The organism is Mesorhizobium sp. M00.F.Ca.ET.216.01.1.1 (assembly GCF_004010325.2).
Taxonomy (GTDB): Bacteria; Pseudomonadota; Alphaproteobacteria; order Rhizobiales; family Rhizobiaceae; genus Mesorhizobium.
The window spans coordinates 1-25,736 of the sequence record NZ_SADR02000034.1; the positions used below are offsets into that span (position 1 = coordinate 1).

At 63.2% G+C, this 25,736-nt stretch carries 31 protein-coding genes and 1 pseudogene; 19 read left to right on the forward strand and 13 right to left on the reverse strand.

Annotation, left to right across the window (positions count from 1 at the left end; translation table 11 throughout):
* Positions 1–224: pseudogene (locus EN859_RS39765) on the forward strand (ISAs1 family transposase); the annotation flags it as partial.
* A 51-nt stretch (positions 225–275) separates the two neighbouring features.
* Here the strand turns inward: EN859_RS39765 and EN859_RS30920 are convergent.
* Positions 276–536 carry a DUF982 domain-containing protein gene (locus tag EN859_RS30920; RefSeq protein ID WP_127856398.1) on the reverse strand — a complete coding sequence of 87 codons (261 nt, stop codon included), beginning with the start codon at positions 534–536 and terminating at the stop codon, positions 276–278.
* Positions 537–660: 124 nt separating this feature from the next.
* Positions 661–879 carry a hypothetical protein gene (locus tag EN859_RS30925; protein WP_189502353.1) on the reverse strand — a complete coding sequence of 73 codons (219 nt, stop codon included), beginning with the start codon at positions 877–879 and terminating at the stop codon, positions 661–663.
* 201 nt (positions 880–1,080) lie between these two features.
* Between EN859_RS30925 and EN859_RS30930 the strand changes: the two genes are divergently transcribed.
* Both EN859_RS30930 and EN859_RS30935 read left to right on the forward strand, forming a co-directional pair.
* Entirely contained in the window at positions 1,081–1,545 is a 465-nt protein-coding gene (locus EN859_RS30930) for an Hsp20 family protein (RefSeq protein ID WP_127856400.1), read from the forward strand.
* Between the two features lie 42 nt (positions 1,546–1,587).
* Complete coding sequence (locus tag EN859_RS30935; protein ID WP_127856401.1) at positions 1,588–2,118, forward strand: Hsp20/alpha crystallin family protein; 531 nt, start codon at positions 1,588–1,590, stop codon at positions 2,116–2,118.
* Between the two features lie 52 nt (positions 2,119–2,170).
* Here EN859_RS30935 and EN859_RS30940 read toward each other — a convergent pair whose 3' ends face one another.
* From EN859_RS30940 to EN859_RS30960, 5 genes are read right to left on the reverse strand one after another with little or no spacing between them, the layout of a single operon-like run.
* A complete protein-coding gene (locus tag EN859_RS30940) occupies positions 2,171–2,572 on the reverse strand; it encodes a periplasmic heavy metal sensor (protein ID WP_127856402.1) in 402 nt (133 codons plus the stop codon).
* Positions 2,572–3,048 carry a hypothetical protein gene (locus tag EN859_RS30945; protein WP_127856403.1) on the reverse strand — a complete coding sequence of 159 codons (477 nt, stop codon included), beginning with the start codon at positions 3,046–3,048 and terminating at the stop codon, positions 2,572–2,574. The genes EN859_RS30940 and EN859_RS30945 overlap by 1 nt, the downstream gene beginning before the upstream one ends.
* On the reverse strand, positions 3,045–3,641 hold the full coding sequence (locus EN859_RS30950; protein WP_127856404.1) for a sigma-70 family RNA polymerase sigma factor: 597 nt from the start codon (positions 3,639–3,641) through the stop codon (positions 3,045–3,047). The genes EN859_RS30945 and EN859_RS30950 overlap by 4 nt, the downstream gene beginning before the upstream one ends.
* Before the next feature lie 19 nt (positions 3,642–3,660).
* Positions 3,661–4,038, reverse strand: a complete 378-nt coding sequence (locus EN859_RS30955; RefSeq protein ID WP_127856405.1) for a hypothetical protein — start codon at positions 4,036–4,038, stop codon at positions 3,661–3,663.
* Positions 4,039–4,067: 29 nt separating this feature from the next.
* A complete protein-coding gene (locus EN859_RS30960) occupies positions 4,068–4,532 on the reverse strand; it encodes a signal transduction protein (RefSeq protein ID WP_127856406.1) in 465 nt (154 codons plus the stop codon).
* Between the two features lie 304 nt (positions 4,533–4,836).
* On the opposite strand from EN859_RS30960, the gene EN859_RS30965 reads away from it, so the two are divergent.
* Positions 4,837–5,250, forward strand: coding sequence for a BA14K family protein (locus EN859_RS30965; RefSeq protein ID WP_127856407.1), 414 nt, complete (start codon positions 4,837–4,839; stop codon positions 5,248–5,250).
* Here EN859_RS30965 and EN859_RS30970 read toward each other — a convergent pair.
* On the reverse strand, positions 5,241–6,362 hold the full coding sequence (locus EN859_RS30970) for an NAD(P)/FAD-dependent oxidoreductase (RefSeq protein ID WP_127856408.1): 1,122 nt from the start codon (positions 6,360–6,362) through the stop codon (positions 5,241–5,243). The two genes, EN859_RS30965 and EN859_RS30970, sit on opposite strands and share 10 nt — an antisense overlap.
* A 597-nt stretch (positions 6,363–6,959) precedes the next feature.
* Between EN859_RS30970 and EN859_RS30980 the strand changes: the two genes are divergently transcribed.
* The 9 genes from EN859_RS30980 to EN859_RS31020 all read left to right on the forward strand — a co-directional run bounded on the left by EN859_RS30980 (position 6,960) and on the right by EN859_RS31020 (position 16,541).
* The gene (locus tag EN859_RS30980) at positions 6,960–8,165 is read left to right on the forward strand and encodes an NAD-dependent formate dehydrogenase (RefSeq protein WP_189502355.1); all 1,206 of its coding nucleotides are present in this window, start codon (positions 6,960–6,962) and stop codon (positions 8,163–8,165) included.
* Positions 8,166–8,317: 152 nt separating this feature from the next.
* Positions 8,318–9,052 carry a gamma-glutamylcyclotransferase gene (locus EN859_RS30985; protein WP_127856409.1) on the forward strand — a complete coding sequence of 245 codons (735 nt, stop codon included), beginning with the start codon at positions 8,318–8,320 and terminating at the stop codon, positions 9,050–9,052.
* A 308-nt stretch (positions 9,053–9,360) separates the two neighbouring features.
* A complete protein-coding gene (locus tag EN859_RS30990) occupies positions 9,361–10,923 on the forward strand; it encodes a winged helix-turn-helix domain-containing protein (protein WP_189502357.1) in 1,563 nt (520 codons plus the stop codon).
* An 87-nt stretch (positions 10,924–11,010) separates the two neighbouring features.
* Positions 11,011–11,601 (forward strand): DUF922 domain-containing protein, encoded by a 591-nt coding sequence (locus EN859_RS30995; protein ID WP_127856411.1) that lies wholly within the window; start codon positions 11,011–11,013, stop codon positions 11,599–11,601.
* A gap of 128 nt (positions 11,602–11,729) precedes the next feature.
* On the forward strand, positions 11,730–11,963 hold the full coding sequence (locus EN859_RS31000) for a hypothetical protein (RefSeq protein ID WP_127856412.1): 234 nt from the start codon (positions 11,730–11,732) through the stop codon (positions 11,961–11,963).
* A gap of 196 nt (positions 11,964–12,159) precedes the next feature.
* On the forward strand, positions 12,160–13,242 hold the full coding sequence (gene ugpC / locus EN859_RS31005) for a sn-glycerol-3-phosphate ABC transporter ATP-binding protein UgpC (RefSeq protein WP_127856413.1): 1,083 nt from the start codon (positions 12,160–12,162) through the stop codon (positions 13,240–13,242).
* Between the two features lie 27 nt (positions 13,243–13,269).
* Complete coding sequence (locus tag EN859_RS31010) at positions 13,270–14,595, forward strand: ABC transporter substrate-binding protein (protein WP_127856414.1); 1,326 nt, start codon at positions 13,270–13,272, stop codon at positions 14,593–14,595.
* A 112-nt stretch (positions 14,596–14,707) separates the two neighbouring features.
* Complete coding sequence (locus EN859_RS31015) at positions 14,708–15,646, forward strand: sugar ABC transporter permease (RefSeq protein ID WP_127856415.1); 939 nt, start codon at positions 14,708–14,710, stop codon at positions 15,644–15,646.
* Between the two features lies 1 nt (position 15,647).
* Positions 15,648–16,541 (forward strand): carbohydrate ABC transporter permease, encoded by an 894-nt coding sequence (locus tag EN859_RS31020; protein ID WP_127856416.1) that lies wholly within the window; start codon positions 15,648–15,650, stop codon positions 16,539–16,541.
* A 73-nt stretch (positions 16,542–16,614) separates the two neighbouring features.
* On the opposite strand, the gene EN859_RS31025 is transcribed toward EN859_RS31020, so the two are convergent.
* Positions 16,615–17,034: a VOC family protein gene (locus EN859_RS31025; RefSeq protein ID WP_127856417.1), complete on the reverse strand. Its 420-nt coding sequence runs from the start codon at positions 17,032–17,034 to the stop codon at positions 16,615–16,617.
* Positions 17,035–17,271: 237 nt separating this feature from the next.
* Between EN859_RS31025 and EN859_RS31030 the strand changes: the two genes are divergently transcribed.
* Positions 17,272–18,474, forward strand: a complete 1,203-nt coding sequence (locus tag EN859_RS31030; RefSeq protein ID WP_127856418.1) for an MFS transporter — start codon at positions 17,272–17,274, stop codon at positions 18,472–18,474.
* Positions 18,475–18,711: 237 nt separating this feature from the next.
* Positions 18,712–20,820, forward strand: coding sequence for an acyltransferase family protein (locus EN859_RS31035; protein ID WP_127856419.1), 2,109 nt, complete (start codon positions 18,712–18,714; stop codon positions 20,818–20,820).
* 18 nt (positions 20,821–20,838) lie between these two features.
* Here the strand turns inward: EN859_RS31035 and EN859_RS31040 are convergent, their stop codons facing one another.
* Both EN859_RS31040 and EN859_RS31045 read right to left on the reverse strand, forming a co-directional pair.
* Entirely contained in the window at positions 20,839–21,228 is a 390-nt protein-coding gene (locus EN859_RS31040; RefSeq protein WP_127856420.1) for a hypothetical protein, read from the reverse strand.
* 37 nt (positions 21,229–21,265) lie between these two features.
* Complete coding sequence (locus EN859_RS31045) at positions 21,266–22,090, reverse strand: methyltransferase domain-containing protein (protein ID WP_127856421.1); 825 nt, start codon at positions 22,088–22,090, stop codon at positions 21,266–21,268.
* 489 nt (positions 22,091–22,579) lie between these two features.
* Here EN859_RS31045 and EN859_RS31050 point away from each other — a divergent pair, with 489 nt between their 5' ends.
* On the forward strand, positions 22,580–22,768 hold the full coding sequence (locus EN859_RS31050; RefSeq protein WP_127856422.1) for a hypothetical protein: 189 nt from the start codon (positions 22,580–22,582) through the stop codon (positions 22,766–22,768).
* A 75-nt stretch (positions 22,769–22,843) separates the two neighbouring features.
* Here the strand turns inward: EN859_RS31050 and EN859_RS31055 are convergent, their stop codons facing one another.
* Positions 22,844–23,167: an amidase family protein gene (locus tag EN859_RS31055; RefSeq protein ID WP_281015646.1), complete on the reverse strand. Its 324-nt coding sequence runs from the start codon at positions 23,165–23,167 to the stop codon at positions 22,844–22,846.
* A gap of 168 nt (positions 23,168–23,335) precedes the next feature.
* On the opposite strand from EN859_RS31055, the gene EN859_RS31060 reads away from it, so the two are divergent.
* Complete coding sequence (locus EN859_RS31060; protein ID WP_127856424.1) at positions 23,336–23,641, forward strand: hypothetical protein; 306 nt, start codon at positions 23,336–23,338, stop codon at positions 23,639–23,641.
* A 99-nt stretch (positions 23,642–23,740) separates the two neighbouring features.
* On the opposite strand, the gene EN859_RS31065 is transcribed toward EN859_RS31060, so the two are convergent.
* Positions 23,741–24,595, reverse strand: coding sequence for an aldo/keto reductase (locus tag EN859_RS31065; protein WP_127856425.1), 855 nt, complete (start codon positions 24,593–24,595; stop codon positions 23,741–23,743).
* Positions 24,596–24,801: 206 nt separating this feature from the next.
* On the opposite strand from EN859_RS31065, the gene EN859_RS31070 reads away from it, so the two are divergent.
* Both EN859_RS31070 and EN859_RS31075 read left to right on the forward strand, forming a co-directional pair.
* Positions 24,802–25,188, forward strand: coding sequence for a metalloregulator ArsR/SmtB family transcription factor (locus EN859_RS31070; protein ID WP_127856426.1), 387 nt, complete (start codon positions 24,802–24,804; stop codon positions 25,186–25,188).
* On the forward strand, positions 25,185–25,718 hold the full coding sequence (locus EN859_RS31075) for an SRPBCC family protein (protein ID WP_127856427.1): 534 nt from the start codon (positions 25,185–25,187) through the stop codon (positions 25,716–25,718). Before EN859_RS31070 ends, EN859_RS31075 begins: the two co-directional genes overlap by 4 nt.
* Positions 25,719–25,736 lie beyond the last annotated feature (18 nt).

Here is a 25,736-nt window from a genome sequence, read left to right on the forward strand (position 1 = left end):
GGCAGATCGAGAACGGCCTGCATTGGATGCTCGATGTCCATCTCGATGAGGACCTCAGCCGTGCCCGCAAGGACAATGCTCCCGCCAACACAGCCCTTCTCAATCGCCTCGCCAGAAACATCCTCCAAGCCGCCGATACCGCCAAAGTTCCCATCAGCCATCGCATCAAGAAATGCGCCTGGAATGACGACTATCTCATCAATGCGATCACTCATATGCGATAGCCCTGTCCCACCAGGGGGAGAAGGAAGAGCGCAATGCTGCTGGAACGGCGTTCAGCCGGATTTACGTCCCGTGACAAGCAGTCCGGCCGTGCGGGCCGCCTTGACGAAGGCCTTGCGCGCCTCGCGGGCCGTGCGCCAACCGTCGAGCGCGTCGCGGCAGGCGCGATAGGCTGCGCGCCAGCTTCGGCCGCGGGCCCGGTCCGGCCATTGCTGATGCATGCATTCGATAGCTTCCCAGCTGCTTGCGACCTTGCGCTCTCCGATGGATTGGAACTTGAGCGTGATCGGGTCGGGAAACGGGACGTCGTTCATTACTTCCTCCTTCTTCTTTTTTGAGAGCAAGCAGGACGGCGGCCGATGTCCATTCGGCGCCGGTCGAGAAGATGGTTCGCCTGCTCGCGCACTTCAAGGCCTCAGGAGCCGAGGCAACGGCCGGCTATATGTCGTCGTCCGGCGGCTCGAGAAGCCCGATCAGCGTCGCCACCCTTGCAGACGGCAGAGGACGGCCCTCGTTCACCAGCGCCTCATCGGCTCCGACCCAGGCAAAAGCCTCGCGCAACTCCTCGATCGTCGCCCCGGTCGAGGCGATGTCGGCGATGATGGCGTTGTCCACCGGGCCTAGCACCGAAATGATGTCGTCGCGGGTCAGGGTCATGATGTCCTCCATGCGGGGTGCCGGCGCGGCTGAAGCCGGCATCACCAGACAGAATCTGGCAACGGGACAGAATCTGGGTCTTGATTTCAGGCTGACAATAACCAAATTAATGGTGTCGGTCGTCGAATGGTCCGGCGGAACCAAGGAGCGCCGGCTTCTTGGCGTTCCTTGTATCTATGTCGCTCGATGGAGGACGTAGCTATGAGAACCGCATTCGACTTTTCCCCGCTCTATCGGTCGAGCATCGGTTTCGATCGTGTCTTCAACCTGCTGGAAAACGCGCCTCAGGCAGTCGATAGCTGGCCGCCGTATGACATCGAGCGGTGCGGCGAGAACGTCTATCGCGTGACGATCGCCGTTGCCGGCTTTTCCGCAGAAGACCTCGACGTCAGCCACGAGCCTAACCTTCTGATCGCCTCGGGCGACCGCAAGGAACAGGACAAGGTGGAATATATGCACCGTGGCCTGCCGGCGCGACTATTCACGCGCCGCTTCGAGCTTGCCGATCACATGAAGGTCATCGGCGCCTCGCTTAACCACGGCCTGCTCGTCATCGACCTTGTGCGCGAAGTGCCCGAGGAGATGAAGCCGCGTCGCATTACGATCGCCAAGGAAGACGGCGCGCCCAAGGCCGGGCCGGTCGAAGCACCAAAGCAGGTCGCCTGAGCGAAGGTGAGCGCCACAACCAGTCGAGAAAGGAGAACACCAATGGCTATTCGTGATCTCATCCCCTGGAGCCGGGAGAACAGTCCCAGCTTCTATCGTGACGATGACAGAGACCCGTTCATGGCGTTGCATCGCGAGATGAACCGCCTGATCGACGACACATTCCGCGGTTTCGAAACGCGCATGCCGTCGCTCAGCGGATTTTCCTCGGCGCGCGGCAGCTGGCCGAGCGTGGAAATCTCCGACGGCGAGAAGGAGATCCGCGTGACCGCCGAAATTCCCGGAATGGATCAGAAGGACATCGAAGTGCTGCTCGATGACGGCGTGCTGATGCTGCGCGGCGAGAAGCGCTCCGAAACCGAGGACAAGGACAGGCAGTTCTCCGAGCGGTTCTACGGCCGCTTCGAGCGCCGCATCCCGATCGGCTACGAAGTCGAGGAGGACAAGGTGAACGCTGCCTTCCATAACGGCGTGCTGACCGTGACGCTGCCCAAGACCCAGCGTGCGCTGGCGAAGGCCAAGCGCATCGCGATCAGCAGCAGTGCCGTCAGTTCCGGCAAGAGCAAGCACTGATGACATTGGTAGCCGGGCGCACATGGCGCCTGGCTACGCTGCCGACCAGCCATCAGCCACCGGCGGCGGGCTTTGCCTTGACGTTCCTCATCGCGGTCAAGAGGTAGTCCTGCATGGTCGCCTGAAGGTTTGTGGTGGCGGTGCGCACAGCCGCCATCGCGTCCTTCACCGCTGCTTCGTCGAAGGGCGAAGCCTTTTCAGCCGCCGCCAGCCTGGCGCGCGCCGCGCGCACCTCGGCCAGTGCCGAGAGCGTGCGTGGACGGTTTTCACGCAGGATGCCGCGGAACTCCTTTCTCACCTCGGGCGGGTAGGCACCGGCCATCTCGGCGATCAGCATACGCCCTGCCGCGCCCTGCCGCAGGCCATGCGCCGCATAGCCGATCAGAAAGAAATTGAGGGCGAGCGAAAGGCCGAGCAGCACCAGCGTCGTTGTCCATATCCAGGAGCGCTTCATCAGAGCGAACCCTCCCCTGCCGCCGGATCGGCCCCGATGCCGGAGACGCCGTCGTCGGCCAGCCGCGCCCCGGAGGCGAGCGCCAGAAGCTCCGAATCCGGCAGGTCGTCCTGCAGCCGCGCCAGCTGGTAGCCGGCCAGCGTCACGGCCACGAGAAGAGCCGCCGCGCACACCGCCAGCCCGGCCGGTGCAAGCAGGAACCGCGGCAGGAACGACGGTCGCGCCCGGCCGGCATCGATGCGGGCCAGGACCTTGCGTGCCAGCGCCTGTTCGTCGCTGTCGACCAGCGCCGCCTCGAGCACCAGGCGGTCGAGCGCGCGGTCTGCATCGTCTTGCGGCGATGCGTCCGCCGCCGATTCACTGGCCCCCGTTTCGCCCGCCATAAAGGCCAGCGCTTGCTGCCGGAAGGGAGCCGGCCAGACATCGACATCGTCGCCGAAGCGACGCTTGTTTCGTTCGAACTCGTCCCGTGTCATGAGGACTTCCTTTCACGGCCCGTGGCCGCCATTGCCAGATGATCCCTCAAGTGGTCACGTAGGGCGCGCCGCCCGCGCACCAGCAGTTGCTCCGCCGAGCCGGCGCTGCCGCCCATCACCTCGGCGATGGCCGCGATGTCGAGGTCGGCGACCGCCCGCAGCAGCACGGCCGTGCGCTGCCGCTCCGGCAGCCGCGACAGGCCGTCGCGGACGATCGCAAGCTCCTGGCGCGCGGCGGTCGCCGTTTCGGCATCGGCCTCCTCGGAAGGCACCGAATCCCCGACATCGTCGAGGCCGATGAAGGCCCGCAGCGCGCGGCGCCGGCGCTGGTCGATGCAGCGATTGGCGGTGATCCTGTACAGCCAGGTCGAGGCACGGCCCCTGGCGGGATCGAACCGGGCGGCCTGTTTCCAGACGGTCACGAACACCTCCTGCACGACATCCTCGGCGTCGCCGGTATTGCCGAGGTAGCGCGCGGCAAAGATCCGCAAGCCGCGGCCGTGGCGGGCGATGAGCTGCGACAGCGCGCCCTGGTTGCCCGCGGCTACGCGCGCCAGCAGTTCGTCGTCCTCACGCGGCTCCTCATGCTGCACCGAGGCGGGCTCCTGACTATCAACGGCGCCAGCGGCGGAACCCGTAGACCGTGTTGCCGTTCGGGCCGGTGAAGCTGCCGGCCGAGCGGCCACGGAACGGCCCACGCGCCGACACCCGTTTCCCGGAAAAGGACTGCCCGTCCGGCCCGGCGCCAGAATAGCTTCTGGCGCAGCGGTCAACAACGCCCGCCACGCATTTGGCGCTCGACGTGTAGGTGCCGCCATTGGGACCGGTGCGCGTGGTCGAGCCGGTATAGGTGTTGCCGTCCCTGCTGACGCTGCGGCTGATCTCGCCGCCATGTCCAGTCGGCCTTAACCATTCCTCTGCGGCGGCCGGCGTCGCAGCCGACGCCACAAGAATGGCGCCGAGGCAAAACAATTTCGCTGAAGAGAGCATGTCGTGCTCCAGATGGGAAGAACGCGGCGTCAGCCGGCGCGGCCGGCGAAGTGCTTGCGGATGACGGCGATCTCGTCGGCCGAGAGCTTGCCGTCGCCATTGCGGTCGGCGAGGTCGAACAGCGGCATGCGGCTGCGGAACTCGTCCTCGAAGACCTTGCCGTCGCCATTGGCGTCCATGCGCCGCCCGCGATTGCCGAGCCTGGCCTGCGCGGCTTCGGCGCGGTCCATAACGGCGTCGCGAGCGCCTTCGATCTCGTTCTCGTCTACGGCGCCGTCGCCGTTGCGGTCGAGCTTTTTGAACTGGCGCTCGCGGGCGGCAAGCATCTCGTCCTTTGAGATCGAGCCGTCACCATTGATGTCGAGACGTTGCAGGATGCGCTGGCCCGGCATGTTCTTGCCCGGAATTTCCTTGCCCGGCATGTCCTGGGCATGCGCGGCTGAGAGCGGTGTGAGCCCGAGAAGCAGGGCCGCAGAGAGTGCAAAGCGTTTCATGATGATTGTCCTTTCGCTGTCGTTGGTCGCGCTGTCGTTGGTTTGGGGGGCGACTGCTGACCGATACGCAGCCCGGGTCCTGCCCCTACGCTTTCCGGCAAGAAAATTTCACGCCACGGCGATGCCGAAGCCGCCGCAAGGCAGCGTCGTTCGCCCATGCAAAAAATCGGCGCGCGCAGCGTAGGACGTGACGAGACGCTGCGTAGAAGGCTGCGCAAGGGACGCTTTAGCTCCTGGAACTGCGGATGCTCAGACGTCAGTGACCGGCAGCCATTCGACCAGCGATTCGAGAGGACAAACTTTGATGAAACGGACAATCACAGCGTTTTGCGGACTGATGCTCGGCGCTTCGGTGCTTGCCTCACCTGCCAATGCCTTGCCGGGCGTGCCCGCTTCGGGCCTGACATCGGCTTCGACCGCGCCTGAGCCGATCCGCTACCGGCGCGGCTTTTACGTCGTCGGCGGCGCCTATTACTACAATGGCTACCGGGGCTATGTGCGCATCAGGCCCGGCTATCGCTACTACAATGGCTACTGGTTCCCCGCCACCGCCTTCGCCGCGGGCGTTGCGGTGGCAGTGCCGCCGCGATCAGCCGCACTGCTGGCCGCGGCCCACATTCGCTGGTGCCACGAACGCTATGTCTCCTACCGCGCCTGGGACAACAGCTACCAGCCCTATGCCGGACCTCGCCAGCAGTGCTGGTCGCCCTACAGCTGAGACCGACGGGAGGCGCCCCGCCGCGCGATGTCGGCGGCGACGGCGAGCGCCTCGATGCCGATTTCCCTGAGCAGGCCGGTGACCGGATTGTGGAAGCCGACGAGATAGAGACCAAGCTCGGAGGCCCGGCGAGTGACGCCGCTCTTGCTAGGCCGCAATTCCGCCGGCAGGAATTTCTCGTAGGCCGGTCGATAGCCGGTGGCGAGGATGACGCTGTCGAACTCGGCCTGCCTGCCGTCGACGAAGATGGCGCCGTGCTCGGTGAAGCGCTTGATGTCGGGCGCCACCTTGATGGCGCCGGACTTGATCGCCGCCACCGTCCCGACATCGATGACCGGGATGCGCCCGGCGTCGATCTGCTTGAGGATACCCTCTCTCGGCCTGACGATGCCGTATTTCCGGAGCTTGCCCAGCGCCAGGTCGAGTATGATCGGGAACAGCTTGTCATTCACCGCTTGCGGCATCGGCCGGCTGGCGATGCCGACCATCTGGATCGGCACGCCGAACAGCTCTCGCGGCACGATGTGCACGCCGTTGCGCACCGACAGCGTCGGGCGGGCGCCTGTCTCGGCAAGGTCGAGCGCGATCTCGGCGCCGGTGTTGCCCATGCCAACGATCAGCACCGACTGGCCGGCAAAGGGCGCGGCCTCGGTATAGTCGGCGCTGTGCAGCCGCCTGCCCTTGAAAGCCTCGATCCCGCGAAGGCTGGGAACGATCGGCTCGGCATTGTTGCCGGTGGCGATGACGACATGGCGCGCCGAAAGCGTGTGCGCCGCGGTCTCGACCACAAAGCGCCCGTCCTCGCGGCGGATGGATTTGACGGTCTCGCCGAAGCGTGGCCTGAGCTCGAAACGCTCGGCATAGGCATCGAGATAGGCGACCACCTTCTCGCGCGGCACGTAGCGCGGATACGCTTTAGGAAACGGCATATAGGGCAGCGAGGAGAACGACTTCACAGTATGCAGATGCAGCCGCCGGTAATGCCGCCGCCATGCCGGCGCGACCTCATGGGCCTTTTCGAGGATGACGAAATCGAGCCCCGCCTTTTTCAGGCAAGCGCCGATGGCAAGCCCCGCCGGTCCGGCGCCGACGATGACGACATTGGTATCCAAGCGATGGTCCCTCCCCTGATGGAAGCTTGGCGCAAAGCGGCCGAGCGCGCAATCTCCCTCCTTGCGGGGAGATCGGCAGCATCGACGCCGCCCTCCCTTCTCCCCTTGTTGTGGAGAAGGTGGCCGAGCGAAGCTCGGTCGGATGAGGGTGTTGGCAGGATCGCCGCCTTGAAGATGTAAACGCTTAAAATCCGCGTTTCTTCCAGCACCGCTCATTCGTCGCCTTCGGCGACACCTTCCACAAGGGGAGAAGGGGCGCTCGACCCTTCCTTGCCATCCCCGCCTCGGCCGGCGTTTCCATGCCTTCGCCGACATGCTTTTTCAGCACACCAACGGCAGCCTCGGCATCGCGCCGGCGGCCGGAACCCGACCGAAGGTTGAGAACGCATTGATAATCACGGGCGCCGGCCACCAGCCTTGAAACCGGGTCCGGCTCCTCCATCTAGTTCGCCATAGTGCACAACGTGCCGAACGAGGAAGCGCCAGGAGTTGCTGACCTGCTGGCCTCGGACACCTCGGAATACCCGCCCGTTGTCGTTTTGGCGGGCGTCAACAACCGACGTCTTCCTCTTCGTTGCCAAACGAAGGGAGATAGAAATGGCAAAGGTCGTTTGCGTCCTCTATGACGATCCGGTCGACGGTTACCCGTCAAACTACGCGCTGGACGGGCTGCCCAGGCTCGACCGCTATCCCGGCGGCCAGACACTTCCCACGCCAAAGGCGATCGACTTCGAGCCGGGGGTTCTTCTCGGCAGCGTTTCCGGCGAACTTGGGCTGAGGAAATTTCTCGAAGGCGCCGGCCACAGCCTGGTCGTGACGTCGGACAAGGACGGTCCCGACAGCGTTTTCGAACGCGAGCTCGCCGACACCGAAATCGTCATCTCGCAGCCGTTCTGGCCGGCGTATCTGACCAAGGAACGAATAGCCAAAGCGAACAAATTGAAGCTTGCGATCACTGCCGGCATCGGATCCGACCATGTCGATCTCCAGGCCGCGATGGAGCGTGGCATCACCGTCGCCGAGGTGACCTACTGCAACTCGATCAGCGTCTCCGAGCATGTGGTGATGATGATCCTGGCGCTGGTGCGAAACTACATCCCCTCCTACCAGTGGGTCACCAAGGGCGGCTGGAACATCGCCGACTGTGTGGCGCGCTCCTACGACGTCGAGGGCATGCAGATAGGCACTGTCGGCGCCGGCCGGATCGGCAGCGCGGTGTTGCGCCGGCTGAGGCCGTTCGACGTCAAGCTGCACTACACCGACCGCCACCGCCTGCCCGAGGCGGTCGAGAAGGACCTTGGCGTCACATTCCACAAGGATGCGGCATCGATGGTCGGCATCTGCGATGTGGTGACGATCAATGCGCCTCTGCATCCGGAGACCGAGAACCTCTTCGACGAGGCGATGATCGCCAGGATGAAACGCGGCGCCTATCTGGTGAACACGGCGCGCGGCAAGATCTGCAATCGCGACGCCGTCGCCCGCGCGCTGGAAAGCGGGCAGCTCGCGGGCTATGCCGGCGATGTCTGGTTCCCGCAGCCGGCGCCCAAGGACCATCCGTGGCGATCGATGCCGCATCACGGCATGACGCCGCACATCTCGGGATCGTCGCTCTCCGCCCAGGCGCGCTACGCCGCAGGCACCCGCGAAATCCTGGAGTGCTGGTTCGAAGGCCGGCCGATCCGCGAGGAATATCTGATCGTCGACGGCGGCAAGCTCGCCGGCGCCGGCGCGCATTCCTACAGCGCGGGCGACGCCACAAGCGGTTCGGAAGAGGCAGCGCGCTTCAGGGCCAAGGCGTGAAGGGGACGTAGCAGTTCCGCAGCGGATTTGGCAGGCGATCGAGAGGGGCCGCTGCGGCTCCGCATTGGAATTCAGAACAATATCAGCATCCGTTCAGGACGCGGAGGCCAAGCCTCTGCGATGCTCTCGGGAGACAAACCCGATGAGCGGCCATGAACATCGCCCTTACAGAAGACCTCCTCGCCAGGACCGAACGCAAGATCGAGGACGCCGGCCCGGCGCCCGGGCTGCGGAGCCTGGAGGATCGCGACTACTTCGAAATTCGCAGGCAGCTGCTAGCCGGCCGGTCCCGCGACGGCGGCGTGTGGGTGTTCGCTTATGGCTCGCTGCTGTGGAACCCGTGCTTCGAATTCGTCGAGGAAACACCAGCGACCGTTCATGGTTGGCATCGGCGATTTTCACTGTGGCTGACCCGGTGGCGCGGCACGCGCGAACGGCCCGGACTGATGCTTGCACTCGACCGCGGCGGCAGCTGCCGCGGTGCCATCTACCGTATCCCCGACCGTGACGTCGATGCGGCGATCGACCGGCTGCTGCGCCGGGAGATGTCAGCCAACCCGCCGACCAACATTCCGCGCTGGGTTTCGGTTCGAAGTGCGGGCAGAAATTTGCGGGCCATCGCCTTCGTCGTCGACCGGACAGGCCCCGCCTATGCGGCTGCCCTGCCCGAGCAGATCACCGTCGAAATCCTGTCGCTTGCCGCCGGCCACATCGGCAGCTGCGCCGACTATCTGCGCCGCACCGTCGTTCAGCTCGAAGCCCGCAACATCCGCGACGCGACGCTATGGCGGCTGCAGGGCAAAGTCGCCGCCTACCTGGCGTCATTGCAATCCAGCACGCCCTTGCCACCACCAGCCCTGGAGATCGATCATGCATGCGAAGGCTGAAGGACCTTTTCCCCCGTCGATCATGGCACAGGAAGCCGTGCATCGGATCTTGTCGACGGGCAGTGTTGAATATTGTGGCGGCGAAACGGTGCAGATGCTGCACTATCTCGACGCTCTGACGCCCCGCGACCCGACAATGCTCCCTGGCGAAGCACAGCCGGGCCTCAGGCAGCGCCTTACCAGGCTCTTTCAGGCGAGCGTCTTTCGGGCCGGCGTTTTGCGGGCCAGGGTCTTCCGGGCTTGACCTTTACCGGCTTCTGCGGCTCCGATGATCGCTGCGCAATTGGGCGCAGCGATGGTGTAGGGGTTTGGCACAACAGATCGGCAGCTCGGTTCTCGATCTCGAACGCGGCACATTGCAGCGCGATGGCGAGATCGTGCCGGTCAGGCCAAAGACCTTCGACCTGCTTGCCTTCCTGGTGCGCAACCGCGGCCGTGTGCTGAGCAAGGACGAACTGTTCGAAGCGGTCTGGCCGGGCATCATCGTCACCGAGGATTCGCTCACCCAATGCATCCGCGACGCACGCAAATGCATAGGCGACGAGACGCAGTCCCTGGTCCGAACCGTGCCTCGGCGCGGCTATATGTTCCAACCTGGCGACGACACCGCGGCCGTTTCGCTTGCGCCGGCCGCCCCCGCTGCGGTTCCAGCCGGACGCCCTCCCGAACCGATGGTTGCCATCCTGCCGTTTCGCGTCAACACTGACGATGCGGCGGCAAAGCCGCTCTTCGATGGCGCGGTCGAGGAGATCATCAACGCGCTTTCCTACTTCAAGACCATCGCGGTGCTGGCGCGCCATTCGGCCTTCGCGCTTGCCCAATACTCCGACCAGGACATCTGGGCGACCGCCGAGCGTCTCGGAGCCGACTATGTTGCGGAAGGCGCTGTCGAAAGCGCTGACGATGGCTATAACGTGCGCGTCGTGCTGTCCAAAACAGCGTCCGGCCGACGCGTGTGGGCGCAGACGTTTTCATTCAGGACCAGTGAGATCTTCGCTTTTCAAAGAACGGTGGCGCAACGGATCGCGACGGCGCTGGTCGCCAATATAGAGAGTGCGGCGATGCGGCGTGTATCTCCCGCAGCCGCCGCCAATGTCGAGGCGTATGTCCATATTTTGCGCGGCATTGCGCTGCTGCGCAGTTATGGCGAGGGGGTGAACCAGCAAGCGCGCGCGCATCTGCTGAAGGCGCTGGAACTCGATCCGGAGTCGGGCCTCGCCCACGCCTACCTCGCTCTGGCGGACACGATCATCGGTGGGTATACCGGCGCGCCGCGGTCCGTGCTCGATCAGGCGCGCGACCGGGCTCTCCACGCGATGGCCCTCAGTCCCGACGAGGCACGATGCCACCGGATCCTTGCATTGATCCTGCTCTACCGGCACGATTTCGAGGCCGCAGCGCAGCATTTGGCTCGGGCGCTGGACCTCAACCCCTACGATGCCGATACATTGGCACAGACGGGCTTTTTCCACACGCTGCGCGGAAATGCCGAGACGGGCCTGGCGCTCCTCGATCAGGCCATTGATCTCAATCCGATGCACCCGCCCTGGTACTATTACGACCGGGGCGAAGCCCTGCTTCATGTGGGTCGGTATCGAGAAGCCGCTGTTTCGTTCTCCTGCCTGCCACGCAAGAGTGCCTGGCAATTGGCCCGGCTGGCGGCATGTTACGGCCTCGACGGCGACCTCGACAAGGCGCGCTTTTGCGCAAGGGAGGGACGGCGGCTCGAACCTGGCTTGACTGTCCAGGCGATTATTGCAGACCTTCGCCTGCAGAGTCTCGAAAATCGGGACCGAATACGGACAGGCCTCGAACTTGCCGGCTGGGGCGAAGAGGAAACGTCATTGCCCGCGACACCACTGAAGGGGTGATACCTGCTTTTTGAACCCGGCAACCGACTGGAGCCGCTCGAACGAAGGTCTCTTTTCTCGCCAGCAGCCAGCGCCTTTGATGTGTGCATGAAAATACTGATTCGCCTGTGCCTGCTGGCGGCCTGTCTCCTTTCGTCGCCGGCGTATGCGGACTGGCAGCACGTCGAGAAGGTCGAGACCTACGCCATATCAGGGAAAACCGGCCTCGAACTCTATGCTTCGATCGGCAAGCGCGGGCCAAAGCTCGGCATCGCCCGCGCCATCGCGCACACCAATTTCAAGCTGACCTGGGAGCGGGACTACCAGCCGCAAGGCGATGCCTGCGTACTGGTGACGGCGCGGCCAAAGCTCATCATCACCTACACCTTGCCGAAGCCGGCCGGGCCGCTGCCGGCCGCCATCAGCAAGAACTGGGAGGTGTTCATCGCCGGCCTGAGCGCCCACGAAAAGGTGCATGGCAACAGCATCGTCGACATGGTGCGCAAGATCGAGGCCGTTAGCGTCGGCCTGATCGTTGCCGGCGACCCCGGCTGCAGCAAGATCAGGACCGAGCTGACCAGGCGGCTTGCCGAACTGTCGCTGGCGCAGCGGCAGGCGAGCCGCGATTTCGACCGCATAGAATTCGGCCCTGGCGGCAACCTGCAGAAGCTGGTGCTGGCGTTGGTGACTGGAGGATAGGCATTTGTGGCATAGCCGCAAGGCCGGCAGGACAGAGGGGCGCGGCGTGGAGTGTCAACCTCAGCGATGGAACCCGATCGGCTCTGGATGATTTCTCTGCCAGCATGATCCGAAAAGGGGAGAAAGCGTTGTCCGCACCGGAGGAAATGGACGTTGTCCTCGAAAAGCTGCCTTTGCGGATCGGCGCATACATCCCCGACGACCTGCTGGAAGACTGGTTCGCGCCGGGAACGGGCATGAACCCGGTCAGCAGGGAAGCGCTCGCCGCGGCCAGCACTTACGGGCGGCGCTTCGAGTGTGAGTTCAAATATTACCCCGAACGCATGGAAGGCGTGTTCTGGAAATGGGTACCGGCGATCTGATCCACGGGATCGAGCGCACCGAAGCGTGCGCGGCCTGTTCGGTGCAGATCGCATTTACCATGAGCGACGAAGTAGAGCGCATGTCTCACCACGGCTTTACAGGCCGGTTTGGTACCGCTACCGTTTCCCCATCGCGTAACCAGGGGGGAGCTTGGGACAGCGGTTTCCTTCGCAGGAACCAGTCGGGAGGAGATCGATGGCGTCTGTCGCAATTGGCGATGTCTACAAATCATTCGGAACCGTCGAGATTCTGCACGGCGTCAGCGTCGATATAGACGACGGCGAGTTCGTCACGCTGGTCGGGCCGTCGGGCTGCGGAAAATCGACACTGCTCAGGATGATCGCCGGCCTGGAAAAGATTTCGCGCGGCCAGATCGCGATCGGCGAGCGTGTCGTCAACAACGTCGCGCCAAAGGAACGCGACGTCGCCATGGTGTTCCAGAACTATGCGCTCTACCCTCACATGACCGTCGCCGAGAACATGGCGTTCTCGCTGATGCTCAAGGGTGTTGCGAAAGCCGAGAGCACCGTCAGCGTCAAGCGAGCCGCCGAAATCCTCGGGCTGGTGCCGTTGCTGTCGCGCTATCCTCGCCAGCTATCCGGCGGCCAGCGCCAGCGCGTCGCCATGGGCCGGGCGATCGTGCGCGATCCCGCGGTCTTCCTGTTCGACGAGCCGCTGTCCAATCTCGACGCCAAGCTCAGGGTGCAGATGCGCGCCGAGATCAAGGAGCTGCACCAGCGGCTGAAGACCACGACCGTCTATGTCACCCACGACCAGATCGAGGCGATGACCATGGCCGACAAGATCGTCGTCATGCATGATGGCCTCGTCGAGCAGATCGGGCCGCCGCTGGAGCTTTACGACAGACCGAACAACCTCTTCGTCGCCAGCTTTATCGGCTCGCCCGCCATGAACATGCTCAGGGGCGAAATCGTAACCGACGGCTCACCCTCATTCCGGGGCTCCGGCGGAATTTCGCTGCCGCTGGCTACGGTACCTTCCGCCCACAGCGGCGAGCCGGTGGTGCTGGGAGTACGGCCGGAGCATCTGCGGCTGTCCGACCAGGGCATTCCGGTCACCGTCGTGGTGGTCGAGCCGACCGGGTCGGAGGTGCAGCTCATCGGTCGGACCGCCGGCGGCGAAGAGATCGTCGCCAATTTCCGCGAACGTCATTCCTTCACGCCGGGCGAAACCGTGCGGCTCTCCGCCGAGCCCGGCCTCATCCATCTGTTTCACGGCGAGACCGGGCAACGATTGGAAACGCGCATCAAGCAGTAGACGAGGAAAACAGAGGAGGAAACGAGCATGAAATTCACCAGACGCGACGTAATCCGCACCACCGCCGGCGTGGCGGCGGCGGGAGCCTTGGGAAGCCGGTTCGGCTCTTCCGCCTTTGCCCAGGAGGGATTGAAGTACAAGCCCGAGGACGGCGCCAAGCTGCGGCTGCTGCGCTGGTCGCCCTTCGTGCAGGGCGACGAGGATCAATGGCTGGCCAACACCAAGCGGTTCACCGAAGCGACCGGCGTCGAGGTCCGCATCGATAAGGAAAGCTGGGAAGACATCCGCCCCAAGGCGGCGGTCGCCGCCAATGTCGGCTCCGGCCCGGACCTGATGTTCGTCTGGTTCGACGACCCGCACCAGTATCCCGACAAGCTGCATGACGTGACGGAACTGGGTGAGTATCTCGGCTCGAAATACGGTGGCTGGTACGACGGACCGCACCAATATGCGACGCGCGAGGGCAAATTCCTCGGCCTGCCACTGGCCACCATCGGCAATGCCATCGTCTATCGCGAAAGCTGGGTGAAGGAGGCCGGCTTCTCCGAATTTCCGAAGGACACGGCAGGCTTGCTCGAGCTTTGCAAGGCATTGCAGGCGAAGGGCCATCCGGCCGGCTTCACGCACGGCCATGGCGTCGGCGACGGCAACAACTATGCGCACTGGCTGCTGTGGAGCCACGGCGGCAAGATGGTCGACGAGAGCGGCAAGGTGACGATCAACAGCCCCGAGACGCTGAAGGCGATCGAATACGCGCAGGCGCTCTACAAGACCTTCATCCCCGGCACCGAAAGCTGGCTCGACGTCAACAACAACCGCGCCTTCCTGGCCGGCGAGCTGAGCGTCATCGCCAACGGCATTTCCGCCTACAACACCGCCAAGATCAACAAGGACAAGGACCCGAAACTGGCCGAGATCGCCAAGGACATCCGCACCACCAACCTGCCGATCGGTCCGGTCGGAAAATCCGTCGAGCTGTTCCAGGTGACCACGGCGGTCATCTTCGACTACACGCCCTACCCCAACGCGGCCAAGGCCTATCTGCAGTTCATGTTCGAGGAGCCGCAGATGTCGGACTGGATCACCTCGTCGGCCGGTTACTGCTGCCAGACGCTCAAGGCCTTCGACGACAATCCGGTGTGGAAGGCCGATCCGAACAATGCCGCTTACGCCAAGGCCTCGGCGACGCTGCGTCCCAACGGCTATGCCGGGCCGCTCGGCTATGCCTCGGCGGCGACCATGGCCGACTATGTGCTGGTCGACATGTTCGCCAAGGCGGTGACGGGTCAGGCCACGCCGCAGGAGGCGATGGAAGAGGCGGAGAAGCGCGCCAACCGCTACTACCGCGTTTGAGCACGTTTGATCACAGCTGAGCCGGGCAGCCGCGCCCGCGCCGCCCGGCCTGGTCCGGAAGCGTGTCGCGGCCGTTCGGGCCGATCAACGAGACCTCGTAAGGAGCCGTCCCATGGCCGTGTCATCCATCGCCGTTCAGCCACGCCCGTCGATCCTGTCCCGCCTGGCCGAAAGCAGGAACGCGCTTGGCTTCGGCTTCATGCTGCCGGCGGCGGCGCTGCTGCTGGTCTTCCTGACCTATCCGCTCGGGCTCGGCGTCTGGCTCGGCTTCACCGATGCCCGCATCGGCCGTCCCGGCATCTTCATAGGCATCGAGAATTATGAATATCTGTGGAGTGACGCCGTCTTCTGGCTCTCCGTCTTCAACACCCTGCTCTATACGATAAGCGCTTCGATCCTGAAGTTCGTGCTCGGCCTCTGGCTGGCGCTCATCCTCAATCAGAACCTGCCGTTCAAGTCGTTCTTTCGCGCGATCGTGCTGCTGCCGTGGGTGGTGCCGACGGTGCTGTCGGCCATCGCCTTCTGGTGGATCTACGATTCGCAGTTCTCGATCCTGTCCTGGGCGCTGCAGCAGATGGGCCTGATCGACCATCGCATCAATTTCCTCGGCGATCCGGAAAACGCGCGCGCCTCGGTGATCGCCGCCAATGTCTGGCGCGGCATTCCTTTCGTGGCGATCACGCTGCTGGCCGGCCTGCAGACGATCCCGCAGTCGCTTTACGAGGCTGCCACGCTCGACGGCGCCAGCCGCTGGCAATTGTTCCGTTTCGTGACGCTGCCGCTGCTGACGCCGATCATCGCCATCACCATGACATTCTCGGTGCTGTTCACCTTCACCGATTTCCAGCTGATCTATGTTTTGACCCGCGGCGGCCCGGTGAATGCCACGCATCTGATGGCGACGCTGTCGTTCCAGCGCGGCATTTCCGGCGGCCAGCTTGGCGAGGGTGCCGCGATCGCGGTCGCCATGATCCCGTTCCTGCTGGCGGCGATCCTGTTCAGCTACTTCGGCCTGCAACGCCGCAAATGGCAGCAGGGCGGCGGAGACTGACATGGCCGTGATCAAGAGGGAAAAACGTCCGGAACTCGACGAAGGCGGCATGGGCTACCTGCAGAGCCTGCCGCGCCGCGTGGTGACGGTCTATCTGCCGTTGCTGGTGTTCGTCATCGTGCTGCTGTTCCCGTTCTATTGGATGACGATCACGGCGGTTAAGCCCAATCTCGAGATGACCGACTATGTGAATTTCAATCCGTTCTGGGTCGTGCATCCGACATTGCAGCACATCCGCTATCTTCTTTTCGAGACGTCCTATCCGGGCTGGTTGCTCAACACGATCATCATCTCGACCGCCGCCACGTTCCTGTCGCTGCTGGCGTCGGTGTTCGCCGCCTACGCGATCGAACGGCTCAGGTTTTCCGGGGCGCGGCAGGTCGGCCTCGCGATCTTCCTCGCCTATCTCGTGCCGCCCTCGATCCTGTTCATTCCGCTGTCGGTGATGGTGTTCAACCTCGGGCTTTACGACACACCGTTCGCGCTGATCCTCACCTATCCGACCTTCCTGATCCCGTTCTGCACCTGGCTGTTGATGGGTTACTTCCGTTCGATCCCGTTCGAACTGGAGGAATGCGCGCTGATCGACGGAGCGAGCCGCTGGCAGATCCTGACCAAGATCGTGCTGCCGCTGTCGGTACCGGGGCTGATTTCCGCCGGCATATTCGCCTTCACCCTGTCATGGAACGAGTTCATCTATGCCTTGACGTTCATCCAGTCGTCCGAAACCAAGACCGTGCCGGTCGGGGTGCTGACCGAGCTTGTGCGCTCCGACGTCTATGAATGGGGGGCGCTGATGGCGGGAGCGCTGATCGGCTCGCTGCCGGTGGTCGTGCTCTATTCGTTCTTCGTCGAGCACTACGTCTCCTCGATGACCGGCGCGGTGAAGGAGTGATGAGCCTGCGCGGCATCACGGAAGGACAGAGGGGGGTGACGTAGAGCATTGACCTCAATGGTCCCCACGCACCCTAAAACGTGATCGTCACCGACGCAGCACTGCGCGCGGCCGGTCCGTGAAACACCGCCTCGATATTGTTGCCGTCAGGGTCGAGCAGGAACGCGGCGTAGTAGCCGGGATGGTAGGGCCGCTCGCCCGGCGCGCCATTGTCCTTGCCGCCGGCCTCGAGGCCTGCCTTGTAGAACGCATCGACCATGGCGCGGTCCCTGGCCTGGAAGGCGAGATGGTGGCGGCCTGTCAGCTCTCCGCTCGCCGTTCGGCTGTCGAGGCTTGAGAAGAACAGCTCGTCGGCCCAGAAATAATCCTCAGCCTCGCCGCCGATCGGAATACCGAGCACGTTGAAAACAGCCTCGTAGAAACGGCGGCTGGCCGCGAGATCCCTGACCACCAGTTGAAGGTGGTCGATGAGACGGCCGCGATGAAGTTCCATGCTAAATGCCTCCTGATCGCAATCGATCTAATCTAGGCTTCGACGGTGCCCGGTCAACTCGGCCAGTCAACCAAGTGGCGCCTCAATCAAGTGGCGCCGCCGTCCTGACTGGATAACAAATGCAACCGGATTGTAGGATTGAAAACGGCGCCAGCGTCCTTCGGACGCAAGCGGCGCTGCAAAGCTCGAAATGGCACGCCGTCCGATCAATGCCTCCGGCATGGGAGAAAACCGAACATGAGCCTTTCCTATCGTTGGGTCATCGTCGCTGCTGGCGCCCTGATGACCTGTGTCGCCCTCGGGGCGATGTTCTCGCTGGCGATCTTCCTCGAACCGATGACGCTCGACACAAACTGGTCGCGCGCCGGCGTGTCGAGCGCGATGACGCTGAACTTCCTGGTGATGGGCCTGGGCGGCTTCGCCTGGGGCGCCATCTACGACCGCTTCGGCGCCCGCATCGTCGTCATGACCGGCGCGGTGCTGCTCGGGCTGGCGCTGGTGCTGGCCAGCCGCACCGGCTCGCTGCTAGTCTTCCAGATCACCTATGGCGTGCTCGTCGGCCTCGCAGCCAGCGCCTTCTTCGCGCCGATGATCGCGCTGACCACCGCCTGGTTCGACAGGAACCGCAGCCTTGCCGTCTCGCTGGTCTCGGCCGGCATGGGTGTGGCGCCGATGACCATCTCGCCCTTCGCACGCTGGCTGATCTCGGCCTATGACTGGCGCACGGCGATGTTCGACATCGGCGTCATGGCGTGGGTGCTGCTTCTGCCGGCCGCCCTTTTGGTGCGCCAGCCGCCCAAGCCTGCCGCCGACGACGCCGCCTCAAACCTTGCCGCCAACGGTCACGGCATGTCGGTCGGCCAAGCGCTGCGCTCGCCGCAATTCATCGTCCTGGGGCTGACCTTCTTTGCCTGCTGCGCAGCGCATTCGGGACCGATCTTCCACATGGTGAGCTACGCGATGCTGTGCGGCGTGGCGCCCATGGCGGCGGTCAGCATCTACAGCGTCGAGGGCCTGGCCGGCCTGGGCGGCAGGCTGCTCTACGGCGTGCTTGCCGACCGGCTGGGGGTCAAGCCGGTACTGATCGCCGGGCTGGCGATCCAGGCGGTGGTGATTTCGGCCTATCTCGCCGTCAGCCAACTCGGTGAGTTCTACACGCTCGCCGTCATCTTCGGCGCCACCTATGGCGGCGTGATGCCGCTCTATGCGGTGCTGGCGCGCGAATATTTCGGCCCGCGCATCATCGGCACGGTGTTCGGCGCCGCGACCATGCTGTCGAGCATAGGCATGGCCTTCGGCCCGCTCGCCGGCGGCATGGTGTTCGATGCCTACGCCAACTATTCCTGGCTGTTCATCGGCTCGGCCCTCGTCGGGCTCGGTGCGGTGGCGGTGGCGATCGCCTTCCCGCCGCTGCCACGCAAGGAGTTGCAGCCGGCATAGCGGTTATCAAGCGGCGGCCGCTTCGGTGGGAGCGGCCGTCACCGACTATTTGTGATTGCCCGTGGCAGACCTTCTCAACCAGTCGGCGCGACGTAAATTGAACCGGTCGCTGTCACTTCATTGCATGTGTCGCAGAAATTGGTCCGCCGTCCGAGCACAATTTGATTGCTTTTGTGCACTGCAGCATTTTACAATTTGTCAGATGCGGCGTCATTTCGGTCTCGAAAGTGACGCTTAATGGCTCGAATCGGCACAGTTGAAGGTCTCCGCGGCCTTTTTTCAGCGCGGACGAGTTTCCTTCTCCGGCCACGGCCGGATGACGGCACAGCTGTCGTTGCGCGAAAAATCCCCGCCACAGCACGGCGCGACGACATTCAGGGTCTGCGGGCGATCGGCGTATTCCTGGTCGCGGTATATCACATATGGGTCGGCCGGGTTTCCGGTGGCGTCGATGTGTTCTTCATCGTATCCGGCTATCTGCTCATCGGGTCGCTGGGGCGGCAGGCGGAATCGAGGCACCGCGTCGATCTCGTCGACTTTGCCACCAGACTGGCCCGCAGGCTTCTGCCCGCTTCCATATCGGTGATCGCGATCGTTGCGATATCGGCGCCGTTCTGGCTGCCCAAGATGCGATGGGAGACAGTCATCCACCAGCTTGCCGCCAGCGCCGTCTATCTGGAGAACTGGTATCTGGCGGAGGCGGCGATCGACTATCTCGCACGCGACCAGGTGGGGAGTCCGCTGCAGCATTATTGGGCGCTCTCCGCCCAGGTTCAGTCGCTGCTGATCCTGGCTGCGGGACTTGCCGCTTTCACCTTGATAAGGCGCCGGCCATCGCGGACCGACATATTGGCGTTCCTGATGAGCGTGTTCGCGCTGTCGCTCGCCTATTCGATCTACAGCACGGCGACAAATCAGACATTCGCGTATTTCGACACCTTTGCGCGCATCTGGGAGTTCGCGCTCGGCGGCATCACCGCACTGCTGCTACCCAAGATAAAACTCACGCCGATGCAGCGGACGATCGGCGGGTGGGTCGGTCTGGCGGCGATCCTGAGCTGCGGCATCCTGCTCGAAGTATCGACGGTCTTTCCTGGCTACGCAGCGCTCTGGCCGACACTTGCCGCGGCAGCGATCCTCGTTTGCGGCGACGGTCCGCCACTGCGTTTCGGCGTTGCGAGATTGCTGGGCGCACGTCCGCTGAGCTGGCTCGGCAACATCTCCTACAGCCTGTATCTATGGCACTGGCCGATCCTGGTCTTCTATCTCACGCTCTCTTACCAGACATCGGCCGGGGTGGTCGGCGGCATTGTCGTGATGCTCGTCTCAGTCCTGCTTTCTTATCTGACGACGCAATTCGTCGAGGCACGCTTTTCGACGCCGAGGCAGGAAGAGCGCAAGTTGCGGACTGTGTTCGGAACAGCCGGCGCTCTTGCCGCGATCGGCGCCGTTCTGTCGATCTGGAACACGCAGGCCGGTCGGCTCATGGCCGAGGAACGGCTTCGCATTGCGGATGTCGAGCATTATCCCGGTGCGGCGGCTATCAAAGCATCTGTCGTTTTCTCCAGCGATATTCCCGTCAACCCCGGTCCGATGACCGCCAGGTGGGACGATGCGGACGTGTATCGCCAGGGTTGCCATCAATCCCTGCCGGGCGACACCTTGCTGAGTTGCAGTTTCGGGCCGAAGGATGCGACCCACGTTCTCGCACTCGTGGGCGGATCACACAGCGTGCATTGGCTGCCGGCCCTGCAGAGCGCCTTGGGCAGATATCCGGATTGGAGAATTGTCACTTACACAAAAAGCAGCTGCGTATTGAGTTCGCGGCCGACGTCCGAGGCGCCGGAATACCAGCGGGCCTGCACTAGGTGGAATGAACGGCTGATGGCAAGGTTGGTGACGGACAAGCCGGATCTGGTCTTTACCACATCGACACGCGTGGTCGACGGGATCGAAGAGACACCGGTCGGCTATCGTGAGCAGTGGCAGACGCTCGCCGCGGCCGGGCTCCACATAATAGCGGTGCGCGACACGCCCTGGTTCGGCTTCGATATACCAGAGTGCGTCGAAATCAACGGGCGCTTCTCGCCAAAGTGCGCAGTGCAGCGGGATCGGGTGCTGTCACCGGTTAGCCCGACGTCGGCGGTCCCTCCCGACGATCATCTGCACTTTCTGGATTTCACGGATTTCTTCTGCACCGGCCAAACCTGCCCTCCCGTCATTGGCAATGTGCTGGTCTACTACGACAAGCATCATGTGACAGCGACCTACATGCGCACGTTGAGCACTGAGCTTCGAACTCAGCTCGCCCCGTTCATCGACGGGGCGAGCCTGGCGCAGAAATGACGCGTTTAGGTTTTTTGGTCATCCTCCAATACTCAATACCACTTTGCGCCCATCGGAAAGGGTTCCCGTTCCTGTGCCGACTGGGGGTTGTCTGCTGGTCAGCGAGAACACGAACCGGGTTGAGAGTTGCCCGCAAGCCATCGTTCCTTCTCCATGCGAGAAGGTAAGGTTGGCAGTGGTCGTGCCTCGGCATTCGACCCCGGTATTGGTCTGTCCGCGAATTGTACCGCGCCGTGTAATGCTGTTGACGGAAGCCGTCCCGGAAAAGGAGAGCGTCCCATCAACGGTCTGACCGGAGACTGGTGCGGTGATGATCAGCGGATTTTGCGCCTGCGCGTAGCCGACAGCGTCTGCGACACCACAGGCAATCAACATTGCCGGCAAGATTCCCCGGAAAGTACGGTGCATTTGGACGGTTCCTTTGAGACCGCTGCAACAACCTGCGCTATTTGCGTGCGAGCAGGACGTGAGCCTCTTGGGGGAACATCAGCTCCCCTCCAGTTGAATAGGCTGCGAGCGACGACCTTAGATCACTCGTGATCGCTGTGGTCATTGCGTCGCGATGTCCGGCATCCATTCCACTCACCAGTCCGGCCTGGGGAGTCGCTGCTAGCTGTAGCCGCACATATTCCTTTGGCGAGGGGAAGCGGATGTTCTGGGTCGTGGTGTGAATGGTCACATGACGAAAGCCCGCCCCAGCCACCAATCGGTAAAGCTCGTCCGCATCGGCGAGTGAATGCTCGGAACGTTTCGTTGCCGAAGCGCCAGGCCCGACATGTCGATCCAAGGCATCCGCCAGCGCTTTCGCCGCAGGGGTATGCTCAATAGCGCTAAAAACGCTTAACGCCAGTCGGCCGTTAGGCACCAGCACCCGGAACATCTCACGTAGCGCACTCGATCGGTCGGGGAAAAACTGCAGTCCGAGCTGGCAAAGAACCAGATCGAATGTGGCGTCGGGGAACGGCATTTCGAGTGCGCTTCCCTCGTACCAGTCGATATTCGGTCCAGCGCTTCTCGGGATTGATCGAGCAACGGCAAGCATGCCCGTGTTAATGTCGAGGCCGACGACCTGCCCATCGCCCATACGTTCGGCCGCCGAGCGCGCCACCACGCCGGTGCCGCAGGCTACGTCCAGAACCCGCTCACCAGATTGAGGCGCAGCACGATCCACCAGGTCGGCAGCCCACAGGGCGGTAATTGCCGGGACTAGGTAGCGCTCGTAGAGTTCCGCGGCGCTCCCCTCCAACTGCCACTGCTCCTGCTGGGCCATAGAGCCTCTCCCGCACAACGAGCCGGCCCGATCAGAGCTCGGAGCAACGATCATAGAGCGCGTGCATGTCACCAGCAACCAGCCACCAAAACAAGGTAGATCGCTAGCTCGTCTGCGCCAGCGCAGCAGCCCGGTTCACATTCTATATCGCGGCATCACTCAAAAGTTACGGGATTGGCGTCAGTGTCTCCGCGCAAGTCGCTTCGCTCCCCGCTCGGCCAGAGATGACGAAACCGTTGCGAAACGCGGCCAACCGCGGCTGTTGGCCCCGATCCGAAGCTGCCGTTCAAACGAAAAACCCGCCCCGGGGACCGGGGCGGGTTGCTGCCTGAGGCGGAACTCAACACATGGCCGCGACAGCAAGGTGGCCCCGACATCGTGAAGATTGGGTTAACCGAACAATTCGATTCAAATCCGGCTGTGGATATTTGCCTTGGAGTAAATCGAAACGGCCATCCTTGCCGAACGGCGGGCAAAAAGGAGAAGCTTATGAATAGCGACTTTGCCGCCGCACACCTGCATCTCGAACGAGCCTGTCATTACCTGCGCGGTGATGACGAAACGAGCTGCCAGTCTCGTGCGGCCCTGGACCTTCTGATCGAGGCAATTGTCGCAGCCCAATACAAACGGCCGGCCGCGGACGTGGTCGAATTCCCGAGGTCCGCAAGGCAGCAATAGCCCACGACCTGACGCAGCCCGAAAAGGCACGCTTCAGCACCATGTGACGATCCATACACTCGGGCCGCCAAACGCTCAGGGCGTTGGCGGCCTGAGAAAACCGTCAGTGAGCCGCGACAACGCCTTGGCGGCTGCGTGCAGCCGCAGGTCGGAATGGCGGCGACCGACGATCTGGACGCCGATCGGCAGGCCTTCGCGATCGAGGCCGATCGGGATGACGGCCGCCGGATGGCCGGTGAGATTGAACCGGCAGACATGGCTGAGCGCCGTCCAGTACGGGACATCGACGCCGTCGACGGGTATAGACGTTCCTGTCTCGCGGTGATGGAAGGCAGTGCACATCATCACCGGGCAGATGAGCACATCCCAGTCGTCGAAGAACCGTTCCCACGAGACGATGAACTACTGGAACGCGACGCCGGAAGAGAATGCGAGCGTGGGTCTTTCACTGACGCTCCCATGATCTTCTCGCGAAAAGTTCGGGTTGACCGCTCCTGGACGCGAAGCGACTATCCACCTGCGACGGTCAAGGTCGTGATGCCGGCGCAGGGTGCAGGAGGAAATGCGATGGACGAACCCGATCGGTGGTGCCACATGTCGAGTGCGCCAAGGGACGGCAGCAGGATCCTTGTCACGGTTCGGCCGTCCGAACAGGGGCCCGCGGAAGTCGACATGGCTTATTGGGCGCGAGCCGACCAGTTCGGCAGCGAAGGCTGGCGCGCCTCCGACTCTTCTCCTGGACGCGTGGTCGAATATGCCGAACCGGAGCTGAAGTGCTGGATGCCGCTTCCATCAGCCAATCTGAGCAAGGGTTCGTTGCCCGACCCCTGGGAGGGGGACGATGTGCCTCTGCTGGATGGTTCGGGGATTTGAGGGGGCGAAGTTGCCACCCCTGTTGGCGACTGGCGAAATCGGCGAAGCTGCCGATCTCCCCCCAAGTGGGGGAGATCGGCAGCTTCAATGCCCCACTCCTCAGAACAGGAACGCCGCCGTCGCGGGGTTCGGACCGTTCCGGCCGTCGGGCGAATCCATGCCTCGGATGGTCTTGATATCCTCCGCTTCCAGCTCGAAATCGAAGACATCGAAGTTGGCGGCGATGCGGTCCTGGTGGATCGACTTCGGAATGACGATCAGGCCCTGCTGAAGGTGCCATCTGATCATCACCTGCGCCACGGATTTGCGATGCTTCCTGGCGATGCCTTCAAGGGTTGGGTCCTTCAACAGCCGGCCGCTGCCCAGCGGGCTCCAGCTTTCGATGCGGATGTTGTGCCTCATGTGAAATTCTCTGATGTCGCGCTGCTGGAACCGGGGATGGAGCTCGATCTGGTTGACCGCGGGCATGACTCCGGTCTCGCCGATGATCCGCTCCAGATGATCCAGGTTGAAATTCGAGACGCCGATCGACTTGATCCGGCCGGCCTGCCTGAGTTCGACCAGCGCCTTCCATGCCTCGACGTATTTGCCCTGGCTGGGCACCGGCCAGTGGATGAGGAACAGGTCGAGTTGTTCGATCCCGAGCTTGCTCATCGTCTCGTCGAAAGCCCGCAGCGCGGCGTCGCGCTGATGGCCGCCGTTGCGCAGCTTCGAGGTGATGAACAACTCGCCTTTCGGCACACCGGCCGTGCGGATCGCCTGCCCGACCCCCTCCTCGTTCTGGTAGCCCTCGGCGGTGTCGATCAACCGGTAGCCGGCCTGGATCCCCCAACCCACCACCTGGGCGGTAATGGCTGGATCGACCTGCCACACGCCAAGGCCGAGCTGGGGAATGGCGGAGCCGTCGTTCAATGCGATCTGTTCAGGCTTATTCAGGGTCATCTGTTCAGGCATATTCAGGTCCTTCTGCATCGCTCCGCCGCCCCGGCGCACGCCTTATCTAGGCTCGATGTTTGCCAAGGCGAGTCGACATTAACAGAAAGTGCGAAGGCTGGACGCTGACGCTGCCAATCTCCCTTCGCGCGGCGGGAGATTCTCGGCTTTAATAATTATTCAACCAAACGGTTGACTATCTGAAACGCACCTCTATATTCAACTACATGGTTGAATTAGAGACGCCCCAGATGGACTCGGTCTTTCACGCCCTTGGCGATGCCACACGCCGGCGGATGCTTCGCGATCTCGTCGGCGGCGAGAAAACGGTGAGCCAGTTGGCAGAACCCTTCACTATGTCGCTGGCGGCCGCCTCCAAGCACATCAAGGCGCTGGAGCATGCCGGGCTGATCCGGCGCGAGGTGCGCGGCCGCACGCATTTTTGCCGCCTCGACCCCGGACCGCTGGCCAGCGCCCACCAGTGGCTCTCCTTCTACGAGCGCTTCTGGACCGGCCGCCTCGATATTCTTGAACGCCTCCTTCGCGAGGAGGACGCACGCAAATCCACTTCAGCGCCGACAACGCCAACACCACCAAAGGGAGACGACCAATGAACCAGATGAAAAACCTCGAAGCCTATGGCGAGCTGACCGAACCCGCGACATTCACCATCCAGCGCCTTTTGCCTGGCCCCATCGAGCGCGTCTGGGCCTATCTCACCGAGAGTGACCTGCGCCGGCAGTGGATGGCTGCGGGCCAGATGGAAATGAAGGCCGGCACGTCATTCGAGTTCGTCTGGCGTAACGACGAGCTGACCGACCCGCCTGGCCAGCGCCCCGCCGGCTTCCCCGAAGAGCATCGGATGGAGGGCCGGATTACAGAGCTCGATCCGCCGCGCAAGCTCGCCATCACCTGGGGAAACACCGGCGGCGTTTCCTTCTTGCTGGAGCCGAAGGGCAACGATGTGCTGCTCACCATCGTCCATCGCCGGCTGCCGGAACGCGCGATCCAGCTCAACATCACCGCCGGCTGGCACATACACCTCGACCTGCTTGCCGCCCGCCTCGCGGGCAAGACGCCGACCTCGTTCTGGGATGGCTGGAGCCGCCTGCGGGAAGAATACGACCGCCGCCTGCCGGCCTGACACACAGTTCAAGGCTCG